At 55.3% G+C, this 21883-nt stretch carries 27 protein-coding genes; all 27 read right to left on the bottom strand.

Annotated features, from left to right (window positions below; translation table 11 throughout):
• Positions 1–45 precede the first annotated feature (45 nt).
• Positions 46–603 carry a ribosome recycling factor gene (gene frr / locus CV944_RS00480; RefSeq protein ID WP_033008096.1) on the bottom strand — a complete coding sequence of 186 codons (558 nt, stop codon included), beginning with the start codon at positions 601–603 and terminating at the stop codon, positions 46–48.
• 2 nt (positions 604–605) lie between these two features.
• On the bottom strand, positions 606–1328 hold the full coding sequence (pyrH, locus tag CV944_RS00475) for a UMP kinase (RefSeq protein WP_033008098.1): 723 nt from the start codon (positions 1326–1328) through the stop codon (positions 606–608).
• Between the two features lie 68 nt (positions 1329–1396).
• Positions 1397–2281 (bottom strand): translation elongation factor Ts, encoded by an 885-nt coding sequence (gene tsf / locus CV944_RS00470; RefSeq protein ID WP_033008101.1) that lies wholly within the window; start codon positions 2279–2281, stop codon positions 1397–1399.
• A 158-nt stretch (positions 2282–2439) separates the two neighbouring features.
• Positions 2440–3147 carry a 30S ribosomal protein S2 gene (gene rpsB, locus CV944_RS00465; RefSeq protein WP_021322279.1) on the bottom strand — a complete coding sequence of 236 codons (708 nt, stop codon included), beginning with the start codon at positions 3145–3147 and terminating at the stop codon, positions 2440–2442.
• A gap of 150 nt (positions 3148–3297) precedes the next feature.
• On the bottom strand, positions 3298–3924 hold the full coding sequence (locus CV944_RS00460; protein WP_095859167.1) for a hypothetical protein: 627 nt from the start codon (positions 3922–3924) through the stop codon (positions 3298–3300).
• A 9-nt stretch (positions 3925–3933) separates the two neighbouring features.
• Entirely contained in the window at positions 3934–4164 is a 231-nt protein-coding gene (locus CV944_RS00455) for a hypothetical protein (protein WP_094239894.1), read from the bottom strand.
• Positions 4165–4183: 19 nt separating this feature from the next.
• Positions 4184–4939: a FliA/WhiG family RNA polymerase sigma factor gene (locus tag CV944_RS00450; RefSeq protein WP_047818146.1), complete on the bottom strand. Its 756-nt coding sequence runs from the start codon at positions 4937–4939 to the stop codon at positions 4184–4186.
• Positions 4940–4979: 40 nt separating this feature from the next.
• Entirely contained in the window at positions 4980–5477 is a 498-nt protein-coding gene (locus CV944_RS00445) for a chemotaxis protein CheD (protein WP_033016882.1), read from the bottom strand.
• Positions 5474–6106 (bottom strand): chemotaxis protein CheC, encoded by a 633-nt coding sequence (locus CV944_RS00440; protein WP_094239893.1) that lies wholly within the window; start codon positions 6104–6106, stop codon positions 5474–5476. Before CV944_RS00440 ends, CV944_RS00445 begins: the two co-directional genes overlap by 4 nt.
• A 23-nt stretch (positions 6107–6129) precedes the next feature.
• The gene (locus CV944_RS00435; RefSeq protein WP_063211248.1) at positions 6130–6564 is read right to left on the bottom strand and encodes a chemotaxis protein CheW; all 435 of its coding nucleotides are present in this window, start codon (positions 6562–6564) and stop codon (positions 6130–6132) included.
• Positions 6565–6672: 108 nt separating this feature from the next.
• Positions 6673–8703: a chemotaxis protein CheA gene (locus tag CV944_RS00430; protein WP_100663738.1), complete on the bottom strand. Its 2031-nt coding sequence runs from the start codon at positions 8701–8703 to the stop codon at positions 6673–6675.
• 13 nt (positions 8704–8716) lie between these two features.
• On the bottom strand, positions 8717–9763 hold the full coding sequence (locus CV944_RS00425) for a protein-glutamate methylesterase/protein-glutamine glutaminase (protein WP_047818144.1): 1047 nt from the start codon (positions 9761–9763) through the stop codon (positions 8717–8719).
• A gap of 9 nt (positions 9764–9772) precedes the next feature.
• Entirely contained in the window at positions 9773–10645 is an 873-nt protein-coding gene (locus CV944_RS00420; RefSeq protein WP_049624605.1) for a MinD/ParA family protein, read from the bottom strand.
• Positions 10639–11751, bottom strand: a complete 1113-nt coding sequence (gene flhF / locus CV944_RS00415; RefSeq protein ID WP_100663737.1) for a flagellar biosynthesis GTPase FlhF — start codon at positions 11749–11751, stop codon at positions 10639–10641. The genes CV944_RS00420 and flhF overlap by 7 nt, the downstream gene beginning before the upstream one ends.
• Positions 11748–13793, bottom strand: coding sequence for a flagellar biosynthesis protein FlhA (flhA, locus tag CV944_RS00410; protein ID WP_044741293.1), 2046 nt, complete (start codon positions 13791–13793; stop codon positions 11748–11750). The genes flhF and flhA overlap by 4 nt, the downstream gene beginning before the upstream one ends.
• A gap of 18 nt (positions 13794–13811) precedes the next feature.
• The gene (flhB, locus tag CV944_RS00405) at positions 13812–14894 is read right to left on the bottom strand and encodes a flagellar biosynthesis protein FlhB (RefSeq protein WP_063211215.1); all 1083 of its coding nucleotides are present in this window, start codon (positions 14892–14894) and stop codon (positions 13812–13814) included.
• 1 nt (position 14895) lies between these two features.
• The gene (fliR, locus tag CV944_RS00400) at positions 14896–15669 is read right to left on the bottom strand and encodes a flagellar biosynthetic protein FliR (RefSeq protein ID WP_063211213.1); all 774 of its coding nucleotides are present in this window, start codon (positions 15667–15669) and stop codon (positions 14896–14898) included.
• A gap of 6 nt (positions 15670–15675) precedes the next feature.
• The gene (fliQ, locus tag CV944_RS00395; RefSeq protein WP_033008116.1) at positions 15676–15945 is read right to left on the bottom strand and encodes a flagellar biosynthesis protein FliQ; all 270 of its coding nucleotides are present in this window, start codon (positions 15943–15945) and stop codon (positions 15676–15678) included.
• Positions 15946–15960: 15 nt separating this feature from the next.
• Positions 15961–16629, bottom strand: coding sequence for a flagellar type III secretion system pore protein FliP (gene fliP / locus CV944_RS00390; RefSeq protein WP_033008117.1), 669 nt, complete (start codon positions 16627–16629; stop codon positions 15961–15963).
• Positions 16622–17278 carry a flagella biosynthesis regulatory protein FliZ gene (gene fliZ, locus CV944_RS00385; protein WP_047818139.1) on the bottom strand — a complete coding sequence of 219 codons (657 nt, stop codon included), beginning with the start codon at positions 17276–17278 and terminating at the stop codon, positions 16622–16624. The genes fliP and fliZ overlap by 8 nt, the downstream gene beginning before the upstream one ends.
• Positions 17279–17302: 24 nt before the next feature.
• The gene (locus CV944_RS00380) at positions 17303–17662 is read right to left on the bottom strand and encodes a response regulator (RefSeq protein WP_033008120.1); all 360 of its coding nucleotides are present in this window, start codon (positions 17660–17662) and stop codon (positions 17303–17305) included.
• A gap of 25 nt (positions 17663–17687) precedes the next feature.
• On the bottom strand, positions 17688–18854 hold the full coding sequence (fliY, locus tag CV944_RS00375) for a flagellar motor switch phosphatase FliY (protein ID WP_100663736.1): 1167 nt from the start codon (positions 18852–18854) through the stop codon (positions 17688–17690).
• Positions 18844–19848 (bottom strand): flagellar motor switch protein FliM, encoded by a 1005-nt coding sequence (gene fliM / locus CV944_RS00370; RefSeq protein ID WP_044741299.1) that lies wholly within the window; start codon positions 19846–19848, stop codon positions 18844–18846. Before fliM ends, fliY begins: the two co-directional genes overlap by 11 nt.
• A gap of 27 nt (positions 19849–19875) precedes the next feature.
• Positions 19876–20304, bottom strand: a complete 429-nt coding sequence (fliL, locus tag CV944_RS00365; RefSeq protein ID WP_100663735.1) for a flagellar basal body-associated protein FliL — start codon at positions 20302–20304, stop codon at positions 19876–19878.
• Positions 20291–20515 carry a flagellar FlbD family protein gene (locus tag CV944_RS00360; protein ID WP_047819264.1) on the bottom strand — a complete coding sequence of 75 codons (225 nt, stop codon included), beginning with the start codon at positions 20513–20515 and terminating at the stop codon, positions 20291–20293. The genes fliL and CV944_RS00360 overlap by 14 nt, the downstream gene beginning before the upstream one ends.
• Positions 20516–20565: 50 nt before the next feature.
• Positions 20566–21426 (bottom strand): flagellar basal body rod protein FlgG, encoded by an 861-nt coding sequence (gene flgG / locus CV944_RS00355; RefSeq protein ID WP_094239886.1) that lies wholly within the window; start codon positions 21424–21426, stop codon positions 20566–20568.
• 17 nt (positions 21427–21443) lie between these two features.
• Positions 21444–21872: a flagellar hook assembly protein FlgD gene (gene flgD / locus CV944_RS00350; RefSeq protein ID WP_094239885.1), complete on the bottom strand. Its 429-nt coding sequence runs from the start codon at positions 21870–21872 to the stop codon at positions 21444–21446.
• Between the last annotated feature and the right edge of the window lie 11 nt (positions 21873–21883).

Raw genomic sequence — 21883 nt, 5'->3', positions numbered from 1 at the left:
AGCAAAAAAACCCTCCATCAACATAGAGGGTTTGCATCGTTTTGCCTATACTTCCATAACTTCTTTCTCTTTCTCTTTTGTGATGGCGTCGATTTTGGCGATATGGTCATCGGTCAGTTTTTGCACATCATCAGTGTAGCTGCGAAGTTCGTCTTCCGTAATTTCGCCGTTTTTCTCGAGCTTTTTCAGCTCGTCGTTCGCGTCGCGGCGGATGTTGCGAACCGCGACTTTCGCATCTTCTGAATATTTTTTGACAAGCTTGGCCAGCTCGCGGCGCCGCTCTTCCGTCAACGGCGGAATGACAAGGCGGATGACCGATCCGTCGTTTGATGGCGTCAACCCTAAATCCGATGCTAAAATCGCTTTTTCCATCTCTTTGATGACCGATTTGTCGTACGGCTGGATGACGAGCAGGCGCGCTTCCGGCACGCTGATCGAAGCAAGCTGGTTGATCGGCGTTTGGACGCCGTAATAATCAACCGTCACTTTTTCGAGCAGCCCGGCGTTCGCCCGTCCGGCGCGAATGCTTGCCAGCTCGCGGGTGAATGCTTGCACGGCCTTATCCATTTTTTCTTTCGCCTGTTGAATCACTTGCTTTGCCATCGTTATTTCCCCCTTACGATCGTTCCGATGTTTTCGCCTAAGACAGCGCGTTTAATGTTGCCTTCTTCCATGATTGAAAAGACGATAAGCGGAATGTTGTTGTCCATGCAAAGCGATGAAGCAGTCGAATCCATGACGCCAAGCCCTTGCTTGATGACGTCCAAGTACGACAGCTCGTCGTACTTAACAGCGTTGGCGTCAACGTTCGGATCGGCGCTGTAGACGCCGTCGACGTTGTTTTTCGCCATTAAAATGACGTCCGCTTCAATTTCCGCCGCCCGCAAGGCCGCCGTCGTATCGGTCGAAAAATACGGGTTGCCCGTGCCGGCAGCAAAAATGACGACCCGCTTTTTCTCAAGATGGCGGATCGCCCGCCGGCGGATGTACGGCTCGGCGACTTGCCGCATTTCAATCGACGTCTGCACCCGCGTCTCGACGCCGAGCTGCTCGAGGCTGTCCTGCAGGGCAAGCGAGTTCATCACCGTCGCCAACATCCCCATATAATCAGCTGTCGCCCGGTCCATCCCCATTTCGCTTCCCGTTTTTCCGCGCCAAATGTTGCCGCCGCCGACCACGATGGCGATTTCCACGCCAAGCTCAGCCACTTCTTTCACTTGTCTGGCGATCGACTGGATCACCGCCGGCTGAATGCCAAACCCTTGCTTTCCGGCGAGCGCTTCCCCGCTTAATTTTAATACGACACGTCGATATTTTGGCTGTTCCATGTCCGACCTCCATGATGCAAATCGCTTTGAAAAACAGGGAACACGCGCGTGTTCCCTGTTGCGGTCCGTCACTGCTTTCTGACTTGGCTCATGACTTCTTCAGCGAAATTGTCTTGGCGCTTTTCAAGCCCTTCACCGACTTCATAGCGGATGAACTGTTTAACGGTCGCCCCGTTCGATTCCACATATTGGCGCACTGTGACATCTGGATTTTTGACGAACGCTTGCTCAAGCAGGCAAACGTCTTCGTAAAACTTTTTCAAACGGCCCTCAACCATTTTCTCGACAATATTTTCCGGCTTGCCTTCGTTTAACGCCTGCTGTTTCAATACTTCGCGTTCGCGGTTAAGTTCTTCCTCCGGCACATCCTCGCGCGAAACATATTTCGGATGGAGCGCGGCGATATGCATGGCCACGTCTTTGGCGACCTCTTCGCTGGCGTTGCCGGCTAATAACGTTAATACGCTGATGCGCCCGCCCATGTGCAAGTACGCGCCAAACGTTTCACCGTCCGCTTTGTTGACGACGGCAAAGCGGCGGAGCGTAATTTTTTCGCCGATTTTGGCGATCGCTTCGTTGATGTAGTCTTGAACGGTCGCGCCGTTGTCCATCGTTTGCCCGAGCGCCTCGTCAAGCGAAGCCGGCTTTTGTTTCAGCAAGTGGGCGGCCAGCTCTTTGACGAGCGTTTGGAACGACTCGTTTTTGGCGACGAAGTCCGTTTCCGAGTTCACTTCCAAAATGACGGCTGTGTTGCCTTCAGCAGCGACGTACGTCATTCCTTCCGCCGCGATGCGGTCCGCTTTTTTCGCCGCTTTGGCGATCCCTTTTTCACGCAGCCAGTCGATCGCCTTTTCCATGTCGCCGTTTGTTTCGGTGAGCGCTTTTTTGCAGTCCATCATGCCTGCGCCCGTTTTTTCGCGCAGCTCTTTGACCATTTGTGCTGTAATTGCCATGAATAAATCCTCCTTCTTTTGATCGCATATATGTATCGATGCCGGCAACGGATGCCCATTTTGCCCTTATTCGTTAGTATAGCCAAAAGTTGCTGACTTTTGTCTAAAAAAAGGTGATAAAAGGCTTTCCCCTCTTATCACCTTTCCTCCACCTTGCCTTACTCTGCTGCCACAGCGGCTTCTTCGCCTTGTTTCGCCTCAAGCACCGCATCGGCGATTTTCGACGTCAACAGTTTGACGGCGCGGATGGCGTCGTCGTTCGCCGGAATGACGTAGTCGATCTCATCCGGATCGCAGTTCGTGTCGACAATGCCGATGATCGGGATGTTCAACTTGCGCGCTTCCGCCACTGCAATCCGTTCTTTGCGCGGGTCGATGACAAACAGCGCATCCGGCAGTTCTTTCATGTCTTTAATGCCGCCTAAAAATTTCTCAAGCCGCTCTTTTTCTTTTTTCAAACCGATGACTTCTTTTTTCGGAAGAACGTCAAATACACCATCTTCTTCCATTTTTTCAATTTCACGCAACCGCTTGATCCGCTTTTGGATTGTTGCAAAGTTTGTCAGCGTGCCGCCAAGCCAGCGTTGGTTGACATAAAACATGCCGCAGCGTTCGGCTTCTTCTTTCACGGATTCTTGCGCTTGTTTTTTCGTGCCGACGAACAAAATTTTGCCGCCGTTCGCCGCCAGTTCGCGGACGAAGTTGTATGCTTCCTCGACTTTTTTCACCGTTTTTTGCAAGTCGATAATATAAATGCCGTTGCGCTCCGTGAAAATGTATTTTTTCATTTTCGGGTTCCAACGGCGCGTCTGATGTCCGAAATGGACGCCAGCTTCAAGCAATTGCTTCATTGAAATGACTGACATGCATGCTCCTCCTGTTTCCTTGTGGTTTTTGTGCCTCCGCCTGCCTCATCTTTCAGCAAGACTGGCGTTGCCAGCACCGTTGCTGAAATCATCAGGCGTGTGTATTCACACCATGTAAAAATATATCATAACCGCCGGCAGGAAATCAAGCTATTGTTCGCCCATTCGGCCGTTTTTTCGGCCAAATTTGAGCAGCAGTTCGACTTCTGTTTTTCCTTTTCCGAGCTTCTTCGCGATTTCTTCGACCGTCATCCCTTCGGCTTCGAGACGGCGGGCGATGGCGGCGGCATGGGCGGATGGCGGCGAAAAGTCGACTACATCTTCGATGGCGTCAACATCGGGAAAATAGTCCGACAGCGCGTCCATGGCGTCCGTTTGTTCAACCCGGCCGCTTCGCCCCAGCTCCGGCCGCTCCGATGCAGTTTGTTTCCGACCCGGCCTGTTTTCGCTGCCCGCTCCGTTTACCAGCCTGCTCTCTTTCTCATTGCCGGGCTCTGACTGCTGAGGCAGGCGGCTCTTGACGGGAGCCGGCGTCCGCTTGTCCGCCGCGGCGGCCGGTTTCGCGCTAAGCAGCGCATCCAACTCGGCCAAAAAGCGCTCATTTTCCTCTTTCCATGCCACGAGATGGGCCGCCATCGCCTCCTCAAGCTCCTCAGCCCGCCTCTTGGCTCTTGCTTCCTCTTCGCTTAGCCGCGACAAGCGCGTGTAAAGCAGGATGATCAACCAAAACGAAAACGCGTGCAGCAACAAGCTGACAGTCAGCCAAAATGCCTCCATCGTTGTTCACTATCCTTTGATGTCGATTGTTTTTCCTTTATAAGGATGACTCCCAAAACGGAGCGCATCTCCCGCCCGTTTTCCCGTCACTTGGCGGCGCGCCAGCTCCGCTCGTTTTTCCTCCGCGGCTGCCCGCTGCGCCTGCACAACATGAGGGTGCTGCTGCGCCAAGGCGTGCTTGGACGCGGCTTCAGGCGCCTTCGGCATGACGCTTTGCAGCATCGGCAATTGGATGTCCATCTTCCCGCTTCCTTTCGCCTCATGAATCCCCGCTTAAAAAGCGGCGCAATTTCCACAGCGCTTTGGCATGAATTTGCGAAATTCTTGATGTCGACAGCTGCAAAAGACTTCCGATTTCCGTAAACGTCAGCTCTTCTTTGTAAAACAAACTGATGACGAGCTGCTCTTTTTCATTCAACCGTCGAATGCCTTCCGCCAACTGGTCGATCATTTCCCGCTTAATGGCTTCCTCTTCCGGGAGCAGGGCGCGGTCGTCCCGAATCGCCAGCGGCTCATCTTCGTCTTCAGCCGCTCCTTGTCCGAGCGGCAACCAAAGCGACCAAAACGTGTCGCTGGCCGCCGCCTGCACTTCCGCTTCCGTCATGCCAAGTTCAGCCGCAATTTCCTTCGCTGTCACCGATCGCATATACTGCTGCTCCAGCCGTTCGGCCGCTTCCTCGATTTTTTTCGCCTTGTCGCGCACGCTGCGCGGCAGCCAGTCTTCTTTGCGCAAACCGTCCAATATCGCGCCGCGGATGCGGAACGATGCATACGTATCGAATTTCAAATCGCGCGATGGGTCAAACTTTTCAATCGCATCGTACAACCCGAGGAGCCCGAGACTGATCAACTCATCCTTTGGCACAGAACTCGGCAGCGTCGCCGAAAGCCGCTGCACATGGTAGGAAACAAGCGGCATATAGCGCTGCACGAGCTCTTCAGCCGCGCGGCGGTCGCGGCCGTTGACCCAGTCGTCCCAATATTTCCGTTCTTCGCCTTTTAGCGCGCTCCCCATCATTCTCCCCCTCGCCTCGCGGAAACCACATATCGTTCCATCATATTTCTTTTATGTCCTGGCACGCCGTGCGGATGGCCAGCACGCCCGTCTGCGGGTTAAACTCGATTGTGCGGCCGCTATGGCCCCCGACATCTTCGGCCACAATCGGGATATGAAGCCGTTCAAGCTGCCTTTTCACTTCCTCAACGTTGCGGGCGCCGATGCGCATCATGTCCCCGCCAGCTGCGGAAAACGAGAACATTTGCGCCCCTCCGGCCAACTTCGCTTTGAGCATGCCCTTCCGTCCTCCAGCGGCCAGGACGAGCTTACAAAGCGCTTCCACCGCTGTATCAGCGTATTTGGCGGCATTGACAACTCCCCCGCGCGCCATCGATGAATGCGGCAGCATCACGTGCGCCATACCGGCAACCGCTTTTCCGCTGTCATAAATGACGACGCCCACGCACGACCCGAGCCCGCATGTGCGGATGACGTTCGGCGCCACGACAACTTCCATTTCGGCAATGCCAACCTTCACTGCTTCTGCCGTCTTCATCCCCCATCCACACCTAACGCTCGAAAAATAATGGAAAATGATTCCGGGTCAGGAAGAAGGAAGAAATGGCCGTTAATGCTCTCGTTTGGCCGCCGGTCATCGTAAATGGCTGTATCGATCAAAATGGCGCAATCGCCGACGCGCGACAGCTCAAGCAAGCCAAACGACAGCACCGCTCCGATCATATCGATCGCCAGCGCCGGCACGGACGGATGCAAGTTTAACCGGGTGAAATCGGCGAGCGCCGACAAGTATGAGCCGGCCAAAATGTTGCCAAGTTCCTGCAGCGCCGACCGCCCGAGCTCATGGGCTTCGCCTTGGAACGAAAACGAGCCATCGCCCGTCATTCGGCGGACAAACTGCTCGGCCTGGTCCGGCGGCAGCACGAAAAACATGTTTCCCGGCGCTTCGCCTTCGACGCGCAAATAGACGCATGCCACCACTTGCTCCGGACCGCCGATCAGCTCCATCATCTCGGCAAATGTCGCAATTTGGACGCGCGGCACAGCCATTTCGATTTTTTTGTTGAGCAGCATGGACAAAGCGGTCGCCGCGTTGCCGGCCCCGATGTTGCCAATTTCGCGCAAAATATCAATGTGTGTCCCTGTTAAGTTGCGAATGTCGTCCAACCGCAAACGCCCCTCTCTCCGTTTTATTCACTTAAGACACTTGCCAAATCGAGCAAAATGAGGAGACGCTTCTCGACTTTCGCCACTCCGCAAATGTAAGCGGCCCCGATGGCGCCGATCGCCTCGGGCGGCTCAATGCTCGCTGCCGGAATATCGAGAACATCGTTGGCCGCATCGACGATCAACCCGACTTCGATATCCCCAAAGGCGGCGATAATCATCCGCGTCTGCTCCCCGTATGGTTCGGGCGCAAACCCGAACCGCTCGCGCAAATCGATAATCGGCGTGACGACCCCGCGCAAGTTGATGACTCCTTTGACATAAGGAGCCGTTCCCGGCACGCGCGTAATCGGCTGCATTTTTTCAATGGAACGAACGTATTGCACCGGCAAGGCATATTCTTCCTCTTGCAGGCGAAATGCAATCACTTTCCAATCCGTCTGCACGCTCATGCTCATCGGTCGCTTCCCCCTTTTTCTGTTCAGCTTCCTCGCCCGGCGCCGCCAACGAAAAGGCCGCGTCCGCCCGCGGCCTTTTTCCAGCTCCGCCGGCATACAGTCGGCTTTCTATTTGACAAGCGCGTTGCAGTCAATAATGAGCGCCACCCGGCCGTCTCCCAAAATCGTCGCCCCTGAAATGGCGAAAACAGAAGATAAATAGTTGCCGAGCGACTTCAACACGACTTCTTGCTGGCCGATAAACGAGTCGACCGCCAACGCCGCCAGCTTTTCCCCTTTTCGCACGATGACAGCCGGCACCGTCTCGCTGTCATCCGACGCGCCCGGCACAGCGAACACGTCCTTCAGCCGGACGAGCGGCACAACTTTGCCGCGGAAATCGATGACCGGCTGGTTATGGACATAGAACACGTCTTCTTTCCTAATGAGCGCCGTCTCCATAATCGATGACAGCGGGATGGCATACGTTTCCGCCGCAATTTGCACAAGCAGCACCGAAATGATCGACAACGTGAGCGGCAGCTGAATGGAAAACAGCGACCCTTGGCCGGGCCGGGAATCGACGGCCACCGTGCCGCCGAGCGACTCGATGGTGCTTTTGACGACATCCAAGCCGACGCCGCGCCCGGAAATGTCGGAAATATGATCGGCAGTGGAAAACCCGGGAGCAAAAATAAGCTCATACACTTGCTCATCGGTTAAATGCTCAGCCGCCTCGGGCGAAACGATGCCGCGGCTGATCGCCTTTTTCAGCACTTTTTCCCTAGAAATACCGGCGCCATCATCCTCAATTTCAATAAAGACATGGTTGCCGCTATGGTAGGCGCGCAATTGGATCGTCCCTTCCTCCGGCTTTCCGCGCGCCGCCCGGACGTCCGGCGCTTCAATGCCATGATCAAGCGCATTGCGGAGCAAATGGACAAGCGGATCGCCGATTTCATCAATGACCGTCCGGTCAAGCTCCGTTTCCGCCCCGATCACATCAAGACGCACTTTTTTGCCGAGCTCGCGGGCGAGCTGGCGCACCATGCGCGGAAAGCGGTTAAACACCGTTTCCACCGGCACCATGCGCATGTTTAAAATAATCGTTTGCAAGTCGCTTGAAATGCGCGACATCCGCTCGACCGTCTCCGTCAGTTCGGCATGGCCGACATCGCGGGCAATTTGCTCAAGCCGCCCGCGGTCGACGACAAGCTCTTCAAATAAGTTCATCAGCATATCGAGCCGTTCAATATTGACGCGGATCGTTTTGCCCACATGCTTGGCCGGCTGCTTTTCCGGCGCTTCGGCTTCGGTTTGCGCCCCCCCGGCTTCCGTTTGCGCCGCTGTGGCTTGCTCGACGGTGGCCGACATCGGCGATTCGGGCGCGGCGGCACGATCTTCGCCTTCGACGGACAGGTCATCGGCATCGAGCACTCGAACGGCCACCTCATCGATTTCGGAAATGCCCATCAGCTGCTTTTGCAGCTCATCCGCCGGCGTTTTCGACACGACCGTGACAAGAAACTCTTGGTCAAACTGCTCCTCCTCAAGCATGTCCACAGGCGGCGTTGATTTCACGACCTCCCCCTCTTGATTGAGCAGTTCAAACACCATGTACACGCGCGCCGATTTCAACAGGCAGTCGTCGCGGAGGCGGACGCGAATTTCATAGACGGAATATCCTTGTTCTTTCGCTTGCTGCAGCACACGGTATTCAAATTCCCCATACGCCTGCTCGAGAGCCGGCAGTTCGCCGTTTGCCCGCCCCCTGGGCCCTTCCCCCTGCTCGATCCGCTTCAGCTGCTCGACCGTCTCGCTTACATCGCGCTTTCCATCGCCGCCGGCGGCAATCGAGAGGATCATGGCTTCCAAATGGTCGACCGCTCGGAAAATGACATCAAGCAGTTCCGGGGTAATGGCTAGCTTTTGGTTGCGAATGCCATCGAGCACATTCTCCATTTGATGCGTCAAATTTGCCAAATCTTCAAACCCCATCGTTGCCGACATGCCTTTTAACGTATGGGCGGAGCGGAAAATCTCATTCACAAGCGCCATATCGCCCGGATCATTTTCGAGTTCAAGCAGCCGTTCGTTGATCGTTTGCAAATGTTCTTTGCTTTCATCAATAAACAAGTCTAAATATTGGCTCATATCCATGCCGTTTTCCCCCTTACTCCCCGATCGATTGAACAATAGCGGCGGCGATGGCCTCAAGCGGAGCAACGGCATCCACAACCCCTGCTTCAATCGCCGCTTTCGGCATGCCAAACACAACAGCGGTTTCGCGCGCCTCAGCAATGACCTTCACATTTTCGTTTTCTTTCAATTTTTTCAGCCCGGCAGTGCCATCCGCCCCCATGCCGGTCATGATCACCGCCACTTTCCGGCAGCAGCGAATGGCCGCAAGCGACTCGAACAATACGTCAACAGCCGGGCGATGGCCCGCTCGCGGCGGCGATTCGTCGAAACGCGCTTTTAACATGCCGTTTTCCTCATCGACGGCAAGATGGACGCCGCCCGGGGCGATATAGGCGGTGCCATTTCGCAACAGTTCCCCGTCTTCCGCCTCTTTGATCGTGATCGCCGCCAGTGCGTTGAGCCGGTCGGCAAGCGATTTCGTAAACCCTTTCGGCATATGCTGAACGATGACGACCGGAGCGGCAAAATCAGGAGGCAGCTGCGTCAACACCGTTTCCAAGGCGCGCGGACCGCCTGTCGACGTGCCGATGGCGACGACCGTTTTTTGGCTGCGCGCCGTTTGGGCCGGCGGGCGCCGGGCGGCAAGCGCCGGGCGGTGGGCGGCGAGCGCCCTTACATTCGCCTCGCTTGCGTGCAGCACTTTGCGGATCAGCTCATCTTTTACTTTGTATAAATCAAGCGAAATCGGGCCAGACGGCTTGGCGACAAAATCCACCGCCCCGTATTGCATGGCGGTGATCGTGTTTTCCGCCCCTTCCCTCGTCGTGCTCGACACCATGACGACCGGCAGCGGCTGCTTGTGCATGATGCGCCGCAGCGTTTCGAGCCCATTCATAACCGGCATTTCGACATCAAGCGTGACGACATCCGGGCGCAAGAGGGCGATTTTGTCGAGCGCCTCTTGGCCATTGCGAGCCGTCCCGACGACTTCGAGGCGTGGGTGCTCGGACAAAAAGTCGCTGATCCATTTGCGCATAAACGCCGAGTCATCGACGACAAGCACCTTGATCGTCTTCATGTTCCGTCTCTACCTTTCTAGCAAAAATTGGCGCAGCATCGCAAAAAAGCGGGGGATTTGACCCGGCGGCGCCGGCTCGCCCTCTCTGCCCATCGCATAGCGCCAAGCCATTTGGCGGACGGCCTGGCTCGCCTTCGCCTTCGGGTCAAGCAGGACAAACGGCATCTGGCTGACGACCGCGCGGGCGACAACCCGGTCTTCCGGCACAATGCCGAGCAGGGCAATCGGTTTGTTTAAAAAGCGCGCCGCCGCATCTTTCAGCCGCTGAAAGACGCCATACCCTTCTTGCCCGCAGCTCGTGCGGTTGACAATGATCGAAAACGGCGCTTCGCTGCCGGCGGCATGCATGTATTTCATCATGGCATAGGCGTCCGTCACCGCAGTCGGTTCCGGCGTCGTGACGATGAACACATCGTCGACCGACTTTAAAAAATAAAGACGCTCTTCCGATGCCCCCGCCCCCATATCAAAAATGAGATAATCATAGCGCGAGGCAATGGCCTGCAGTTCAGCCAAAAAATAGTCGATGCCCGCCATATCCAACGTCCGCCATTGCGCAACGCCCGTCCCCCCGGCGATATATGATAGTTGCCCCGGCCCGCTTTTGACGATGTCCGAAAGGGGCAGCCGAGTGGAAAACCAATCCGCCAATGTAAGCGGCGACGATTGACCGAGCAAAATGTCGATATTGCCCATGCCGACGTCCATATCGAGCAACAGGACGCGAAACCCGAGTTCAGAGAGCGATACGGAAAGATTGAGCGAAAGGTTCGATTTGCCGACTCCGCCTTTTCCGCTCGCCACTGCGATCGTCCGCGGCGAAGCCGGACGCCGTGGACGGCTTAACGCGCGGCGAAGCCGTTCCGCCTGGTCTCTCACCATCGATCCGCTCCAAACAACAGATGGACAAACCGGTCGGCTGACGCTTCCACCATATCGTCCGGCACGTTTTGCCCATTCGTTAAATAGGCAACGCCAACCCGGCTCTCGAGCAGAAAATTGACGACCGCGCCGTACGTATCGGTCTCATCAAGCTTCGTCACGATCAGACGGTCAATCGGGAGGACGGAAAAGCGATCATAAATGGCTTTCATATCATTGTATTTTCCGGTGGCGGCGAACACGAGAAACGTTTCCGTCTCGCTGTCAAATTCGATCGTTTGCTGGAGCTCGGCAACATAGTGCGGGTTGCGGAAATTGCGGCCGGCCGTATCAATGAACACAACGTCGCAATCGGTCAGGCGCTGCTTAGCCGCCCGAAAGTCATCGGCGTTGTAGCACACCTCGAGCGGAGCCTGCAAAATGTGCGCATATGTCTTCAACTGGTCGATCGCGGCGATCCGGTACGTATCGGTCGTGATAAATCCGACTTTTTTTTCATGTTCAAGCACCGCGCGCCCCGCCATTTTGGCAAGCGTCGTCGTTTTTCCAACTCCGGTCGGGCCAAGCAGCAGGCGATATTTTTTCGTTCCTGCCGTTTCAGCGAACGGGAGCGGCGAAAGAAGATCGCGCACCGCTTCTTTCGCCCAGCCGGCAACTGCAGCAGCGGATCTCTCTTTTTTGTCCGCATACCATCGCTCAAGCAGGCGGTCCATCACTTGGCGGATGTAGCCATCGGCGAGGCCTTGCTGCAGCAGCCGCCGCTCCGCATCCATAAGCGGCGGCGGGTACAACAGCGACGACGTCCGGCCGGCCATTTGACGGACGAGCGCTTTCACTTCCCGAAGCTCGGCGGCCAACAAACCGTCCGCTTCCTCCCGCCCCGCCGGCCGTGAAGAAGCGGGGGCCTTCGCCTCTGACGCGCGGCGCGGCAGTGGATCGGGATCGATGCCGGCCAGCACCTCAATCTTCTTTTTGGCAAACAAGCCGAACAGTCCGCCCGTTTGAATCTCCTTCGAGTGCAAAATGACGGCATCGCGGCCGAGCTCGGCTCGGACCATTTTCATCGCTTCGTTCATCGACGGGGCGACAAATTTTTTCACTTTCATTCGATTTCCACCATCCCCACGCTTTGAACTTCGACGTCAGCTTCGAGCTCGTTGTACGACAGCACCGGGATTGACGGAAAATGGCGCTCCGTCAGCTGCCGGACATACATGCGCACCGCCGGAGAACAGAGCAAGATCGGCGTTTGGCCGGCGAACGGGTGGCGGTCGAGCGCCGCCGCCACCGCCTCGACAAGCGCCTGCGCCCGCGCCGGATCAAGCGCCAAATAGCGTCCGTGCTCCGTTTGCTGCACCGCATCGGCAATCGTTTTTTCCGCCTTGCCCGAAAGCGTAATGACACGCAGCGGTTCGCCCGGCACGGCGTACTGCTTCGTGATTTGCCGCGCCAGCGCCTGGCGGACGTATTCCGTCAACAAGTCGGTGTCGGCGGTCAGGCGGGCAAAGTCGGCAAGCGCCTCAAAGATAAGCGGCAAATTGCGGATCGACACGTTCTCTTTCAGCAGCTTGGCAAGCACTTTTTGGACATCCCCGACCGGCAGCGGATTCGGTGTGACATCCTCAACCAGCACGGGGTGCGACTCTTTCAAATGATCGATCAACTGTTTCGTTTCTTGGCGCCCAAGCAGTTCATGGGCGTGGGCCTTGAGCACTTCCGTCAAATGCGTCGAAACGACCGACGGCGGATCGACCACCGTATAGCCGAGCATTTCCGCGCGGTCTTTGGCCGCCTCGGAGATCCACTTCGCCGGCAGGCCAAACGCCGGTTCAACCGTGTCAATCCCTTCGACCGATCCGTCATCAATCCCGGGGCTCATCGCCAAATAATGGTCAAGCAGCAGCTCGCCGCGCGCCACCTCTTCGCCTTTAATTTTCACTCGGTATTCGTTCGGCTGAAGCTGGATGTTGTCGCGGATGCGCACAACCGGAACGACGATGCCGAGCTCAAGCGCGAGCTGACGGCGGATCATGACGATCCGGTCAAGCAGGTCGCCGCCTTGGGCGGCATCCGCAAGCGGAATAAGCGCGTAACCGAACTCGAACTCGATCGGGTCGACATGCAATAGTTGAATCACGCTCTCCGGACTTTTTAATTCGTCAGCCGCCGCTATTTCTTCATCCGGCTGGACGGCAGCCGCTTCCCCCTGTTTTTGCTGCTCGACAAATCGGTAGCCGCCAAATGCCAGCAGCCCGGCGATCGACATTGTCAACGCATCGTTGATCGGGGTAAACAAGCCGAGCAGGAAAATCGTTCCCGCCGTGACGTACAACATTTTCGGAAACGCAAATAACTGACGCATAATGTCGCCGCTTAAATTGCTGTCAGACGCCGCACGCGTGACGATGATGCCGGTCGCGGTCGAAATCAACAGCGCCGGAATCTGGCTGACGATTCCGTCGCCGACCGTCAACAACGTATAGCGCTTCGCCGCCTCCGCCATGTCCATTCCTTGCTCAACAACGCCGATCACCATGCCAAACAGCATATTGATGATCACGATAATAATGCCGGCGATGGCGTCGCCTTTTACAAATTTGCTCGCTCCGTCCATCGCACCGTAAAAATCGGCCTCTTGGGCGATTTTTTCCCGCCGCTCGCGCGCTTCCTGCTCCGAGATCATGCCGGCGTTCAAATCAGCGTCAATGCTCATCTGTTTGCCCGGCATCGCATCGAGCGTAAAGCGGGCCGCCACTTCCGAGACACGCTCCGCCCCTTTTGTGATCACAATGAACTGAATAATGACCAAAATCAAAAACACGACAAACCCGACGACGACATCGCCGCCGACGACGAACGTCCCAAACGTCTCAACGACGCCGCCCGCTTCCCCCTTGCTTAAGATCGAACGGGTTGTCGAGACATTCAACCCGAGCCGGAACAACGTCAGCACTAACAGCAATGACGGAAAAACGGAAAACTGAAGCGGCTCTTTCGTGTTCATCGCCGTCAGCAAAACGAGCAAGGCGAGGGAAATGTTGATGATGATCAAAACGCTCAGCAGCCATGTCGGCAATGGAATGACGAGCATGGCGACGATGAGCACAACCATAATTAACACGGATAAATCTTTGAGCTGCGCTTGCATGGTTTTCTCTCCTTGCTGTTACCCTTTTCGTTTGAGCCGGTAGACGTACGCCAAAATTTCCGCCACTGCCTTAAAAAACGTCTCTGGAATCATGTCGCCGACGTCCGTCTGCCGGTAAAGCGCCTGCGCCAACGGACGATTTTCAACCGTCACGACGCCGTTCGCCTTGGCAATTTCCTTTATTTTCAACGCCACATAGTCAGCCCCTTTCGCCACGACAACCGGCGCCTCCATTTTTCCATCTTCATACTTCAGCGCTACCGCATAATGGGTGGGATTGGTGATGACAACATCGGCATTCGGCACCTCCTGCATCATCCGCCTCATCGCCATCTCCCGCTGTCTTTGCTTAATGCGCGATTTAATGAGCGGGTCGCCTTCCGTCTTTTTGAATTCATCTTTAATGTCTTGCTTCGACATGCGGATGTTTCGTTCAAACTCAAACCGCTGGTACAAATAGTCAAACAACGCCAAAAACAAGAGCGCGGCCGCAGCATACAGCCCCATTTTCACCGTCAGCGCGCCGACAATGGCAAGCATGGCGGCCGGCGGCCTGGCCGCAAGCGCCGTGAGCTCGTCCCATCCCCCGAGCAAGAGCATAAACACGACCGCACCGATGATTCCAGCTTTTAACACAGATTTTAACAGCTCGACAATGGCGCGCAGCGAAAAAAGCCGTTTTATTCCTTGCACCGGGTTGAGGCGGTTTCCGTCGATTTTGAGCGGCTCTGCGGTAAACAAGACACCGACTTGCAAAAAGTTGGCCAGCCCAGCCGCTAATACGGCGGCGGCAAAAAATGGAGCTAACAGAAGCGCCGCATGGCGAAGCCAGTCGAGAAAGATGGCATGAAGCGAATCAATCGTCAGCGGAGCGGCGGCATAATCGGAAAGCGCACGCGCGAGCATGCGCAGCAGCCCGTCCCGCTCATACGCTCCCGCCAGCGACAAAACGAGAAACAGCGCGAGCAATACGATGGCGGCCACCGCATCGCTGCTTTTGGCGACCTGGCCTTTTTCCCGCACTTCTTGCCGTTTGCGCGGCGTCGCCTTTTCCGTCTTTTCCCCGGCGAAAAACTGCAAATCAAGCCGCCGTTCGCCCACGTTACGCGCCTCCCAACAGCTGCATAAACTCGCGCAGCGACACAAACATAAGTTGAAACAGTTCGCGCGCCGCGGTCAACATTCCCCCGATCGCCGCAAACAACATGAAAAACGCAGCCGCTGTCTTGAGCGAAAACCCGACAGCAAAAATATTCATTTGCGGCACGGCGCGGGCGATGAGGCCGAGCGCCACATCGACCAAAAAGAGCGATCCGACAAGCGGGGCAGCCATTTGCACAGCGGCGGCAAACATCGCCGCGAACGTGCGCACCGCATACTCAGCCGCCCGCCCGTCGGCAATGTGCGGCCACCGGTCAAGCGGCAGCCAGTGATAGCTGTAAAACAAGCCGTCAAGCAGCAAATGATGCCCGTCAAGCATAAGCAGCAGCAAAAGCGCCAGCGAGTGAAGATACTGCCCGAGCAACGGGCTTTGCACCCCGGTTTGCGGATCGATGACGTTGGCGATGGCAAACCCGATTTGAAAATCGATCAAGCCGCCGGCGACTTGCACAGCCGCCATGACGATGGCCGCGATCAAGCCGAGCGCCAGCCCGACGAGCGCCTCTTTGACGACGAGCAATACATACACATCATCCAATGGAAGCGACGGCTTCGGCCCTGCCAAAAACATAAGCCAGCTGAAAAAAAACGCCATTCCAATCTTGTACGAAGCCGGCACCGTCCGGTACGAAAAGAGCGGCATGGCCGCAAAAAACGAAGCGGTGCGGGCGAAGATGAGCAAAAACGCGGGAAAATACGTCCATAGTTGTTCCATCATAGATCAGCCTATAAATGAAGCCAAATTCGCGAAAATGTCATGGGCGTACGACACCATTTTCGAGAGCATCCACGGCCCGAACAAGACGAGCCCGAGCAGGACAGCAACGATTTTCGGGACAAACGCGAGCGTCTGCTCTTGAATTTGGGTCGCAGCCTGAAAAATGCTGACAACGAGCCCGACAACAAGCGACAGCAGCAGCAACGGGCCGCAAACGATCAACACGATGTAGACGCCTTGTTCGGCAAGGCGGATGATAAAATCGGCACTCATAAACGCCACCCATCTTTATTGAAAGCTTTGCAGCAACGATTTGACGACCAAATGCCAGCCGTCGACAAGAACAAATAGCAAAATTTTAAACGGCAGCGAAATCATCACCGGCGGCAGCATCATCATTCCCATCGACATCAAGACGCTGGCAACGATCATATCGATGACCAAAAACGGGATGAAAATCATAAAGCCCATTTGAAACGCGGTTTTCAGCTCGCTGATCGCAAACGCCGGGACGAGCGCGGTAAGCGGAATGTCGTTGACCGTTTTCGGCTGCCCGGCGCCGCTGTATGATAAAAACAAGGCCAAATCTTGCTGTCTCGTATGTTGGCTCATAAACTGCTTGAGCGGAACAGCGGCGCGTTCGTACGCCTCATCCAAATCAATTTTTTCGGCAAACAGCGGCTCAAGCGCCTGATCGTGAATCTCTTTCCATGTTGGCGCCATGATGAAAAACGTCAAAAACAGCGCCAGCCCGATCAACACTTGGTTGGGCGGCATTTGCTGCGTGCCAAGCGACGTGCGCACGAACGACAAAACGATGACGATGCGCGTAAAACACGTCATCATGATCAAAATGCCGGGAGCAACCGACAAAATGGTAAGAAGCAAAAGCAGTTTCACCGATGTCGAGACATGCTCGGGCGCCATCGAGTTAAACATATGGACAAAGTCATTCATCGCCAGCCGTTCCTTTCTCTTTCAACCGCTTCAGCCACTCATTCCGCCTGTCGGCCATTCGGCTCATTTCCTCGGCAAACAGTGAGGAAAAGGACGGAGCCGGACCGCTTCCCCGTTTCGCTTTCGCTGTCCAATATTCACGAAGGCGGGACCCAAACGGGTGGAAGCTGGCCATCCGTTCGAGCCGCTCATTATGCTGCGCCAGCAGTTCGTTTATTTCGTCTTCATTGCTGATTTCCCGCAGCAGCTGGATCGAATCGCCAACGCCGATGACGAGCAGCCGGTTGCCGACTTTGATGAGCTGAACAGAGCGGTTTGCCCCGACGCTCGTTCCACCGAGATTCTCAATGAGACCCTTTGACCCGAAAACAGGCGAATGGCGGCGGGAAAGCCATTTTAACAGAGCGTAAAGAAGAACGAGGACAAAGGCGGTCGCCCCGATGAGCCGGAGCACATCGGAAGCAGACACCGCATCAGCCGGTTGATTCGCTGTCGGTTTTGTCTGTTGCCCGGCCGGCGCTGACGGCCCGCACGCATCCGGATGCTGCAGGCAATCGGCGACCGTCGGGCTTTGGGCAGCCGACGCCGGCGGCGCCCCAAACAAGATGGCTGCCGCCAGCAATCCCGCTGCCCATCGCCGTATGGCCATCAACATCCCCTCACCTCTAATCGCCTAGCCGATCGTTTTGTTAATCGCTTCAATGACGCGGTCCGCCTGGAACGGCTTGACAACGAAATCTTTCGCCCCGGCTTGAATGGCGTCAATGACCATCGCCTGCTGCCCCATCGCCGAACACATGATCACTTTGGCGTTGCTATCGATTTTTTTTATTTCTTTAAGCGCCGTAATCCCATCCATCTCCGGCATCGTAATATCCATCGTCACAATGTCGGGGCGCGTCTCCTTGTATTTTTCGACCGCCTGTCTCCCGTCCGCCGCTTCAGCGACGACCTCATGCCCATTCTTCGTCAAAATGTCTTTAATCATCATCCGCATAAACGCAGCATCGTCGACAACAAGCACTCTTGCCATATCCCCCTACCTCCTGCCATGCACATTATTTTAGCCGTTTTAACCGATCGCTTTGGCTGACAATGTCGGTGATGCGCACGCCGAAGTTTTCATCGATCACGACCACCTCGCCTTTGGCGATCAGCTTATTGTTGACAAAAACGTCGACCGGCTCGCCGGCCAGCTTATCAAGTTCGATGATCGACCCGGTGGACAATTGCAAAATCTCTTGCACCGAGCGTTTCGTCCGTCCCAGTTCAACCGTCACTTGCAGCGGCACATCAAACAGCAGTTCCAAATTGCGCGCCTCCGCCGCGGCAAGCGGTGGGGCGTCAAACTCAGCAAAATCAGCTGCTTGAATATGCCGTCCAGCTGCGCTTTTGCCTTCATCCAGGCGCTCAGCCGGCGCCTCCGGGAAACGGTTCGCCGCCGGGGAAGAAGGGGCGCCGGCCTCCGCATAGGCGTAGGCGGGCTGCGGCTCCGGCTCCACGGACAGCGGCGCCCCGGCCGGCAGCTCAGGCCGGTTTTCCTCCCCCCCTGCCGCCGCACCAAGCAAATAGGTGACCAGTTCTTTGGCAAAATCAACGGGCAGCAGCTGCATGATGTTCGAATCAATTAACGTGCCGATTTTCAGCCGGAACGACACTTTAATCAAAAAGTCTTCATCCGGCAAATATTCCAGACCTTTTCCTTCGCTCAAATCAAGAAGATGGATCGTCGGCGGGGAAATGTCGACCCGCTTGCCAAAAACAGTCGACATCGACGTCGCCGCTGACCCCATCATTTGGTTCATGGCTTCCTGCACGGCGCTCAGCTGAATTTCCCCAAGCGCGCTGTCGGGCGCCGTTCCGTCGCCGCCAAGCATCAAATCGGCGATAATGGCGGCGTCCCGCTGCTCAATGACCAGCAAGTTGGTCCCGAGAAGCCCTTCCGTGTAATTGACTTGAATGGCGACATACGGCTGCGGGAACTCATCCGCGACGCGCGTCCGCTCGATCACCGAGACGTTCGGTGTCGTAATCTCGACTTTTTGGTTCAATAACATGGACAGCGCCGTCGCTGAGCTGCCAAAGGAAATATTGCCAATCTCCCCTAGAGCGTCCTGCTCGAGCGGGGTGAAAATATCGTGAAGCGCCGGTGCGCGGTCACGGCTGTCCATTCCGCGCAACAGAGCATCGATTTCATCTTGCGACAACATTCCGTCATTCATCATGTCCTGCTTCGTCCCCCTCGATCATCGCTAAAATTTGCACCGCCAGCTTTTTGTTCCGTTTCCCCGGTTGACCGATAAATTTCGGAATATGGCCGATTTTGATGACAAGCGGATCATGGATCGACTGCCCGAGCTGGATGACATCTCCGACCTCGAGCTGCAAAAATTCGCCGACGGTAACAGCCGCTGTGCCAAGTTCGGCGACAATCGGCAGTTGAGCCGCGCGGATACCTTGCTCAATTCGTCCCGCTTCCTCGGGGGAACGCTCTTTTTTTTGCGCCTGCATCCAGTAATGCACCGACAGCCGCGGCATAATCGGCTCCAAAACGACGTGCGGAATGCAAACGTTCATCATGCCGCGCGCCTCGCCGATTTGCGTGTTGAGCGAAATGACAACGACCGTATCGTTCGGCGCGATCATGCGCAAAAACTGCGGGTTGACCTCAAAGTCGACAAACAGCGGATCCATTTCCGCCACCGACTCCCACGCATCGCGCCAATAGGCAAACGCCTTGTCGAACAAGTTGGACATGATGCGTGTCTCAATTTCCGTGAGGTGCTCCACTTTGTCCATGCCGGCGCCGCGGCCGCCCATCACCCGATCGAGCATGGCATAGGCGATATTCGGATTGATTTCCAGCAGCACATGCCCGTCGAGCGGCGGCACTTCAAAGACGTTAATGATCGTCATTTTTGGAATCGAGCGGACGAACTCTTCGTACGGAATCTGGTCGGCCGACGCGACCGAGATTTGCACATACGTGCGCAGCTGGGCGGAAAAAAACGTGGTCAACAGGCGGGCGAAGTTTTCATGAATGCGCGTCAAACTGCGGATCTGGTCTTTGGAAAACCGAAGCGCCCGCCGGAAATCATACGTTTTGACGCGCCGCCCTTCCTCTTCTTTTTTCAGTTCTTCCGCATTCATTTCTCCGGCCGAAAGCGCGGCAAGCAGCGCATCAATTTCACTTTGCGATAGTACTTCGCCGGCTGTCATGTCACCTTCCCCCCTTCGGATGGCAGGCTACTGGAGGATAAAGGAGGTAATGTAGACGTTCTCCACTTTCCCTTCCTGCATTAACGCATTAATCTGTTGTTTCAGCTGCTCTTTCAACGCCGCCATTCCTTCTTTTCCTTTAAAGTCGGCCGCTTTCATTTCCGAGAGCTGTTCGATGATTGCATCCTTAATCTGGAAATCACGCTTCTCCGCTTCTTCTTTTCCTTTGTCGCTGTCGGTTTGAATTTTAAAGGAGATTTTAATATAACGGCCGTCCGCCAAATTCGTTGTCATTTCCGGAATGTCGATCGATCGTTCCGCCAGTTCGTCAGCGCTTGGCGCCCCTTGTTTTTCCGCATGCCCCATCTTCATCACCGCGACAAGCGCCGCCGTTCCAGCCAAAGCGATGACCGCCAGCACAATGATCATCGTTTTGATTGCTTTATTCCCTTTCACGGTCCAATCCTCCTGCTTCCGGCAAGCGAAACGCGCCAATTTGCCGGTAAAATTCGCTCGCCAACGCCGCGACTTGTTCGACCGTCTCGCGCACGACGAATTTTTTTCCGTTCGTCAGCGTCACGGTCGTGTCGGGAAATGCCTCGATTTGTTCGATGTAAAACGCATTGAGCACAAACCGTTTGCCGTTGAGCTTCGTCAGCGGAATCATCGGCAAGCGGGCATCAGCGTCCAACAACAGCTGACGCCCTACCTCCTATTCTACTTTTTCAAGTTGACAAGCTCTTGCAAAATTTCATCCGATGTCGTAATGATGCGCGTATTCGCCTGGAAGCCGCGCTGGGCGACGATCATCTCCGTGAATTCCTCAGCAAGGTCGACGTTGGACATCTCAAGCGCCCCGGAGACGATTGAGCCCGCTCCGCTTTCTTGAGGCGAGTAGGCAATCCATTCGTTTTGATTATTTGGATTGATGATTGTGCCTGAGTTGGCTGTTTCTCTAAATAAATTTCCTCCTACTTTTTCTAAACCATCATTGTTGGGGAACTTGGCCAGTCGAATTCTCCCTGCCACTTGCAAGTTTCCAACCGCATCTACATAGTTCACAACCCCATCAGCGCCGATGCTGACGCTTTTCGCATTAGTTGGAATTTGAATTCGAGCCCGTTTTCCCGTAAATGCCCCGTTCTCATATCCTTCACCAACTAAATATAAGCCATCGGTATTGACAATATATCCCTCTTTATCTAAATAAAAATTTCCTGCTCTCGTAAACAACGGATTTATAAGATTTCCATTATTCAACTCGCCGAGAATAAAGAATCCATCCCCCGAAATCGCCAAGTCGAGCACGCGCCCGGTCGTTTGCAAGCTGCCTTGCGTATGGACGGTGTCGATCGCCGCCAGCTGCGAACCGAGCCCGACCTGCTTTGGATTCGTCCCGCCGCGGCCGGCGTTCGGCCCTCCCGCTCCGGAAATCGTTTGGCTCATTAAATCTTTAAAGATCGTTCGTCCTTTTTTAAACCCGTACGTATTGACGTTGGCGATATTGTTGCCGATAACGTCAAGTTTTGTTTGGAAATTGCGCATGGCGCCAATGCCGGAATACATCGAACGAAGCATTCGCTCCCTCTCCCCTCTTATTCGTGTTGTTCGACTGTCATCACCGCGTCAGCGGCAATCGTCGCTCCGTTATCGAGCCCGAGAACAATGTTCCCGTCTTTTTGCGTCACCGATTTGACAACCGCGCTCATCGTTGCATCGCCTTCTTGCCAGTGCACCGTTTTGCCGATCCATTCGCTGTAGCGCAAAAGCGCATCACGGCTTGACACTTGCATCCATTGCTGCATCAAATTGGCGATGTTCATCATTTGCTCAAGCGAAGAGAAGCTCGCCATTTGCGCGATAAAGTCTTTATCTTCCATCGGATTGAGCGGATCTTGGTTTTCGAGCTGGGCGAGCAAAATTTTGAGAAAGTCGTCTTTTCCTAAAATTTGATTACCCGTTTTCCGTTCCGGCTGAACCGCGTTTGCCATCCATAAGCTTCCATCAATCACATTCGTTGTCATCCTCGTTCTTT

The organism is Geobacillus sp. WSUCF-018B, from assembly GCF_002809985.1.
In the GTDB taxonomy this organism is placed as follows: domain Bacteria; phylum Bacillota; class Bacilli; order Bacillales; family Anoxybacillaceae; genus Geobacillus; species Geobacillus thermophilus.
The sequence above is the reverse complement of the archived record's forward strand: the minus strand, read 5'-3'. Positions and strand labels throughout refer to the sequence as shown.